Genomic DNA, 708 nt, shown 5'->3' on the forward strand with positions numbered 1-708 from the left:
AGCGAACGGTCGCCGCCACCGAGCCGGAACCTTCGAGCGAAAGCCCAAGCGAGCAAACGTAATTCGACCGCCGCCCGAGCGTCATCCGCCCGTTATCTAAATTGACAGTGTGACGGATGTGACTGATGATGTTTATGTTGTATTCAGATCCGGGCGGAAAGGGCGATCGTGCTGACCCGAGGCGCCAGCTTGCGCCGGCTGGTGGCCGGCTGCACCGCCATCGTCGCCGGCATTGTCCTCGCGTGCACCATCGGGCAACCGGTCGCGCACGCCGCCGACGGCCGCGATCTGCTGGCCAACGCCATCAACACCACCAAGGGCTCCTACCTGGTCTATAACTTCGGTCCCGGCCATCCCGCACCGATGCTCAACGCCGGTGGCAGCTGGTACGAGATGAACAACGGCGGCCACCTGATGATCATCAAGAACGCCGCGGGCCGGCTTTCGCCCCACCTGCTGGTCGACACGCACCAGGGCGATCAGGCGCGCTGCGAGAACAACCCCGGCGCCCGCACCGGCGAGGGCCTCTGGCAGGCGTCGGAACTCTATGCGCCGCTGCAGGCGTGGCAGCGAATGGGCCAGCCCACGATCGCGATCAACGCGAACTTCTTCGACGTACGCGGTCAGAAAGCCGGCTCGTGGCGTCAGACCGGCTGCAGCTCGCCGCTGGGCGCCTTCGTGGACAACACCAACGGCCAGGGCCGCGCC

The 708-nt window shown here is 66.1% G+C and carries 1 pseudogene; it reads left to right on the forward strand.

The features are described from left to right. Positions 1-141 precede the first annotated feature (141 nt). Positions 142-708: pseudogene (locus A9X05_RS06175) on the forward strand (hypothetical protein); the annotation flags it as partial.

Origin of the sequence: Mycobacterium sp. E3298 (assembly GCF_001666895.1) — a bacterium.
Classification (GTDB): Bacteria; Actinomycetota; Actinomycetes; order Mycobacteriales; family Mycobacteriaceae; genus Mycobacterium.